This is a genomic window from Luteibacter sp. P4_E6, from assembly GCF_056401535.1.
This window is the reverse complement of sequence record NZ_JBFUJE010000222.1, coordinates 1-6428: the sequence shown is the minus strand read 5'-3', so window position 1 is coordinate 6428 and position 6428 is coordinate 1. Positions and strand designations below refer to the sequence as shown.

The 6428-nt window shown below is 62.8% G+C and carries 5 protein-coding genes; all 5 read left to right on the top strand.

The window, feature by feature from the left end; translation table 11 throughout:
- The first annotated feature begins 202 nt into the window (after positions 1-202).
- Positions 203-697: a pyridoxamine 5'-phosphate oxidase family protein gene (locus AC1DT2_RS13635; RefSeq protein WP_477296843.1), complete on the top strand. Its 495-nt coding sequence runs from the start codon at positions 203-205 to the stop codon at positions 695-697.
- Positions 698-784: 87 nt separating this feature from the next.
- A complete protein-coding gene (locus tag AC1DT2_RS13630; protein ID WP_477296841.1) occupies positions 785-2737 on the top strand; it encodes a M1 family metallopeptidase in 1953 nt (650 codons plus the stop codon).
- A 5-nt stretch (positions 2738-2742) separates the two neighbouring features.
- Positions 2743-3381, top strand: a complete 639-nt coding sequence (locus AC1DT2_RS13625; RefSeq protein ID WP_477296839.1) for a Pr6Pr family membrane protein — start codon at positions 2743-2745, stop codon at positions 3379-3381.
- 80 nt (positions 3382-3461) lie between these two features.
- Positions 3462-5339, top strand: coding sequence for a catalase (locus AC1DT2_RS13620; protein ID WP_477296837.1), 1878 nt, complete (start codon positions 3462-3464; stop codon positions 5337-5339).
- Between the two features lie 55 nt (positions 5340-5394).
- The coding region (locus AC1DT2_RS13615) for an ABC transporter transmembrane domain-containing protein (protein ID WP_477296835.1) at positions 5395-6428 on the top strand (1034 nt) is incomplete at its 3' end.

The window sequence follows — 6428 nt, the reverse complement described above, 5'->3', positions numbered from 1 at the left end:
AACGTGGGGAATATGCGGATACCGTGGCGCGATGCAAGGTATACCTAGGGATGAGACGCTCGTATTGGCGTCCCGAAGGGGATTCAGGTCCCCATGGTAAACCGCATGTGAGTCCGGCGTCTTCCCGAATGGCAACTTGATTGACGGCCTCTTCAGCCAGCGGATGGGACCGTGAGCCTTTAAAGCCCAACGGGAGCGCGACATGGCCAATAATCGTCAAGACGACAATGAAAAGATCTGGTCGCTGATCAAGGACGCCCACATCGCCATGCTGACCAGCGAACGGGACGGTCGGCTCTACAGCCGGCCGATGGGGGCATCGCAGAAGGCTTTCGACGGCAGCCTCTGGTTCTTCACGCGAAAGAGCTCGCCGAAGGTCGCCGAGGTGGAGGCTCATCGCGAGGTCAACGTGTCCTATGCGAGCGCATCCGACAACAGTTACGTTTCGCTCTCGGGGCGCGCCTGGATCGTCGAGGACCGCGCGGCGATCGACGAACACTGGAACGAATGGATCAAGACCTGGTTCCCCGACGGCAAGGACGACCCGGACCTCGCCTTGATCCGCGTGGATGTCGACACCGCGGAATACTGGGATGGCCCCTCGTCGAAGATGGTCGTCGCTTTCGATTACCTCAAGGCGCGGATGACCGGCAAGACGCCCGACATGGGCGAGAATCGCAAGATCGATGTGCGCTGACCTGACCTTGCGCACCTGACTTTCGGCACGGTAGAGGCGGGCTTCGTTTGCCGGTTACGCTGAGGGGTCGTCCCCATGGTGCTACCGATGAAAAACGTTGCCCGCCTGTCGATCGCCAGCCTCGCCCTCGTGGGTTCGCTGGGCGCTTCGGCCGCGACCTTCGACCCGCGCGAGACCTTCGCACCCTTCACCTATCCCCAGCAGGCCACCGCCTATCGCTCGGGCAGTGGCATGCCCGGCCCGCTTTTCTGGCAGAACCGCGCCGACTATGAGCTCGCGGCCACGCTGGATCCGGTGAAGAACACGATGGTGGGCAAGGCGACCATCCACTACACCAACAACAGCCCGGACGCGCTCGACGTGCTCTGGCTGCAGATGGACCAGAACCGCTACACCACGGACGCGCGCGGCAACTTCACTTCGGGCCGCACGCCTAAGCAGCATACCGATGGCTACCGCGTCGCCACGGTAACGCTCGAGCAGGGCGGGAAGACCGTCAAGGCCAGCTATGTCGTCGCCGATACACGCATGCAGGTGCGCCTCCCTGAGCCTGTCGCGGCCCGCGGTGGCAAGGTCACCCTGACCATCGAATATTCTTACGATCTGCCGGGCGACTTCGGCGGGCGCACCGGTTTCGCTCCTTCCAAGAACGGCAATATCTACGAGATGGCGCAGTGGTATCCGCGCATGTGCGTCTACGACGATCTGCGTGGATGGGACACCGCGCCCTTCCTCAACAGCGAGTTCTATCTCGAATACGGCGATTTCGACTACGCCATCACCGTTCCGGCCAACATGATCGTGGCGGGCTCCGGTGAGCTGGTGAATCCTGAGGACGTGCTCACCGCCGCCCAGCGCGATCGCCTGGCCAAGGCACGTGACAGCGATGCCACGGTCAYGATCCGCACGCCGGCTGAAGTGACCGATCCCGCCAGCCGCCCGGGCAAGACGGGCACGCTGACGTGGAAGTTCCGCATGAAGAACACCCGCGATGTCGCGTTCGGCGCCTCGACGGCCTATGTGTGGGACGCTGCGCGGATCAACCTGCCCGAGGGCAAGAAGGCGCTGGCGATGTCCGTCTACCCCGTGGAAAGCGTGGGTAACGACTCCTGGGGCCGTTCGACGGAGTACCTGAAGGCCTCCGTCGAACACTTCTCGACCAAGTGGTACCCGTACCCGTATCCGGTGGCGGTGAATGAAGCGGGCTCCGCGGCCAGCGGCATGGAGTATCCAGGCATCGTGTTCGATCCGATGAAGGCGCCGGCGAAGCCCCTGCACATGGTCACCGCGCACGAGATCGGCCACACCTGGTTTCCGATGATCGTTGGCACCGACGAGCGCCGTAACGCGTGGATGGACGAAGGCTTCAATACCTTCATCGATGTGTACGAGGCGGACGCCTTCCATCATGGCGAGTTCGCGCCCAAGCGCGACAGCGAGTATTCGCCGAAGGGTGGCAACCCGGTCGACGAGATCCTCCCGTTACTGGCCGATCCCGATGCACCGAACCTGCTGATCGGCGCGGACATGGTCAAGGAGAAGTACCGCCATCCCGCGACGTACTTCAAGGCGGCGCTTGGCCTGGTGTTGCTGCGCGAGCAGATCATCGGCCCAGAGCGTTTCGATCCCGCCTTCCGCAAGTACATCGCGACCTGGGCCTACCACCATCCTTCGCCGTCGGATTTCTTCCGCCTGATGGAAAGCGAAGCGGGTGAGGACCTTTCGTGGTTCTGGCGTGGGTGGTACGCGAACAACTGGCAGCTGGACATGGCGATCACCAAGGTCGAAGGCTCGGTCGTGACCATCGAGAACCGCGACCAGCTGGTGATGCCAGCCACCTTGCGCGTCACCTTCGACGACAAGACCACGCGCGACATCCGCGTGCCGGTGGAGACCTGGCAGCAGCACAAGAGCTTCGACCTGACGGTGCCCGGCGGGCGGAAAATCGTCGCTGCCACGATCGACCCGGATCACGTCATTCCCGATCGTGACCGCTCGAACAACAGCTGGCCGGTGGCCGCTGCCGGAAAGGGCGGCTGATACCCATGTCGCCACGCACCGCCGCGATTTCGAATCTCTATGCGATCGTCGTTGCGGCGGTCGCGTGGTCCGGGCTGATGTTGCAGTACTGGTTGATCCTGTGGTCCGGGACGATCGGTCATGCCACGGTGCGTTATTTCAGCTTCTTTACCATCCTGTCCAATCTGCTCGTCGCGCTGGTTGCAACCGCCGCGGCCACCGGTGGCAGCTGGGCGCCGCTGCGCGTATGGCGAAAGCCGCGCGTACGCGGTCTCGCTGCGCTGTGCATCGCCGTCACCTGCCTGATCTATGCCACGATCCTCGCCGGTCAATGGCATCCGCAGGGGCCCCAGCTCATCGCGGATCGCATCGTGCACTATGTCGTGCCTTTCCTGTATCTGTTCTGGTGGGTGGCATTGTTGCCCCACGGCACATTGGTATGGCGCGATGCGCTTCGCTGGTTGTTGTTTCCGCTGGTGTTTCTTGCATGGACGCTGCTGCGAGGCGCGGTGGTGCATGAGTATCCGTATCCGTTCGTGGACGCGGATCGCCTGGGCTACGCCACGGTACTGATCAACGCGCTCATGGTTGCGCTGGTCTTCGTCGTGCTCGGCCTCGGCCTCGTCGCCGTCGATCGCGTGATTGCCCGCTACACCAACGCCTAGCGTTATTCTTGCTTTGCATTGACCCTCGATTCACGGAGTCGCTGCGATAACCGGACCGCTGCCAAAGCATGAGGTCCGTCATGAGCAAGACGCCGTTCGACGCATCTGCATTGCATGAGAGGTTTGACCGGCTCGATCATGCGCGTCTTCCCGAGCGTGTCGTCAATGCTCGTGGTGCCGGTGCCCATGGGTATTTCGAAGCCTATGAATCGATGGTGTCGTTGACCCGTGCCGATTTCCTAAGGGAGAAAGGCAGGCGTACACCCGTCTTCGTGCGATTCTCCACCGTATCGGGTTTTCGCGGGTCGACCGACCTTGCGCGCGATGTGCGCGGTTTCGCCGTCAAGTTCTATACCGAAGAGGGCAACTACGATCTTGTCGGCAATAACATGCCGGTGTTCTTCATCCAGGACGCCATGGTATTTCCCGACCTCGTGCAGGCAGCGAAGCCCGATGTGCACAACGAGATGCCGCAGGCGGCGACAGCGCAGGATGCGTACTGGGAGTTCATTTCCCACATGCCCGAGTCCATGCACATGATCATGTGGGCCATGTCGGACCGGGCCATCCCGCGAAGCTACCGCATGATGGAAGGCTTTGGCGTGCATACGTTTCGCATGGTCAACGCGGCCGGTGAGGGATGCTTCGTCAAGTTCCACTGGAAGCCGGCACTCGGGTTGCACGCCGTGACGTGGGACGAGGCGATCAAGATTTCCGGTAACGATCCGGATTTCCACCGCCGCGATCTCTTCGACGCGATCGAGGCGGGCGAGTATCCGGAATGGGAATTCGGCGTGCAGGTGGTGGACGAGAAGGATCGCCACGCCTTCGACTTCGACCTGCTCGACCCTACCAAGCTGATTCCCGAGGAGGTCGTTCCCGTTCGCCGTATCGGCAAGCTGGTGCTTGATCGCAACCCGCGCAATTACTTCGCGGAAACCGAGCAGGTGGCTTTTCATCCGGGTCACGTCGTACCCGGCATCGACCTTTCCGAGGATCCGCTATTGCAGGGGCGCGTGGCGGCATACGCACGCGCGCAGGCATTGCGTCTGGGTGTCGGCGATGGACACGACCTGCCGATCAATCTTGGCAGTGCGCCGTCACGCGATCGATCGCGCTTCCGGGGCCATGGCTCGCGCAGCGATGCCTTCCGCGATCACTTCACGCAGGCGCGGATGTTCCTGCATAGCCAGTCCGAGCCCGAATACAACCACCTTTGTCACGCGCTCGAATTCGAACTGGGTAAGGTGAGTTCGCCAGCGGTACGTCAGCGCATGTTGTTCATGCTTGCCCAGGTCGACGAGGACCTTGCGGCGAGTGTCGGCAAGGGGCTGGGCATGCCGGTGCCGCGAAAAAACGACAGGTCCCTCGATGGGCCGGCCCCGGATACCAGGGATTCGCAGAAGCTGCCGTGGCTTCCAGCGCGGGACGTACCCGTATCGCCGGCGCTCAGCATGGCAAACAGCCGCCAAAGCGGCATCGCCACGCGCAAGGTGGCGGTGCTCATCGCCGACGGTTACGACCGTAACGACCTGGCCATGATGCGCAAGGCATTGGAGAGCAGCGGCGCCTGGGTAAGGATCGTCGCACCGCAACTGGGCGCCATACCGTCGCATCGCGACACGGTGGAGGCGGACTTCAGCTTCCGCACGGGCGATTCTGTCCTGTTCGACGCGATCTACATTCCGGGTGGCCGAAAAAGCGTGGACGCCTTAAAGCGGCATGTGGAAGTGGGTGATTTCGTTCGCGACAGCTGGCGCCACTGCAAGCCTATCGCCGCCAGCGGCGCCGGCGTGGAATTGCTGGCCGGCTTGCCCGGTACGGTTGCCGGTCCTGGCAAGCTGAGGGCGGCGCATGGCGTCGTGGTTGCGCCGGGTAAGGCCAGCGACGCCATGGCGGAAGCCTTCGTGCAGGCTATCGCCAGCGGGAGGCATTGGGCGCGCGAGACGCTCGCCTGAGCGTGGCTTGCCGAGGGCGCATGCCCCGCAGGTCCAACCGGGCTAGAATGCCCGCATGATATTTCGCTGGTTCGAATCCCTTATCGACATCTTTCGTGAAGCGCCGGACCGCGCGCCGCCGAAGAGTGTCGTGCGTTTCTACATCTACTACCTGCGCCAGGTATGGAAGGTCTTCGCCGCTGCGCTGGTCGTCGGCCTGGCGGTGGCTTTCATCGAAGTGGCCCTGTTCGACTTCCTCGGGCGGGTGGTCGATATGGCGCAGAAAACGCCGGCCGCCGTGTTCTTCCAGACCCACGGCAAGACCCTGCTCTGGATGGGCTTCGTCATCGTCGTCCTGCGGCCCCTGTCCATCGGGCTGCACGACCTGCTGGTGAACCAGACGCTCAACCCCGGCATGACCAACATGGTGCGCTGGCAGCACCATCGCTACGTGCTGAAGCAGAGCCTGGCGTTCTTCCAGAACGATTTCGCCGGTCGGATCGCCAACCGCATCATGCAGACCGCGCCGTCGCTGCGCGAGTCCGCGGTGCAGGTGGTGGATGCGATGTGGTACGTCACCGTCTACGCGGGCACGTCGGTCTACCTATTCGCCAAGGCGGATCTGCTCCTGGCGTTGCCGTTGGTGCTGTGGATCGCGTGTTACACCGGCATGCTGGTGTTCTTCGTGCCGCGGGTGAAAGAGCGCTCCTGGAAGGCATCCGAGGCGCGTTCGAAGCTGATGGGCCGCATTGTCGATGGCTACAGCAACGTCATGACGCTGAAGCTCTTCGCCCATACCCATCGCGAAGAGGCGTACGCGCGCGAGGCCATGCTCGAGCAGACCGGCAAGGTGCGCTCGTCCAACCGCATGATCACCTCGATGGATGTCTCAATCACGTCACTCAATGGCCTGCTGATCGCCGGGACCAGCGCGCTCGCGCTGTGGCTGTGGTCGCGCGGTACGGTGTCGACCGGTCAGGTCGCCCTTTCGGTCGGTCTCGTCATCCGGATCAACAACATGTCCGGCTGGATCATGTGGGTGGTGAACGGCATTTTCGACAACGTCGGCACCGTGCAGGACGGCATCACTACGCTGGCGCAGGAGCGGAC

Coding starts and splice junctions, on each gene's coding strand:
- AC1DT2_RS13635 (WP_477296843.1), top strand. CDS start 203: ATGGCCAATAATCGTCAAGACGACAATGAAAAGATCTGGTCGCTGATC.
- AC1DT2_RS13625 (WP_477296839.1), top strand. CDS start 2,743: ATGTCGCCACGCACCGCCGCGATTTCGAATCTCTATGCGATCGTCGTT.
- AC1DT2_RS13620 (WP_477296837.1), top strand. CDS start 3,462: ATGAGCAAGACGCCGTTCGACGCATCTGCATTGCATGAGAGGTTTGAC.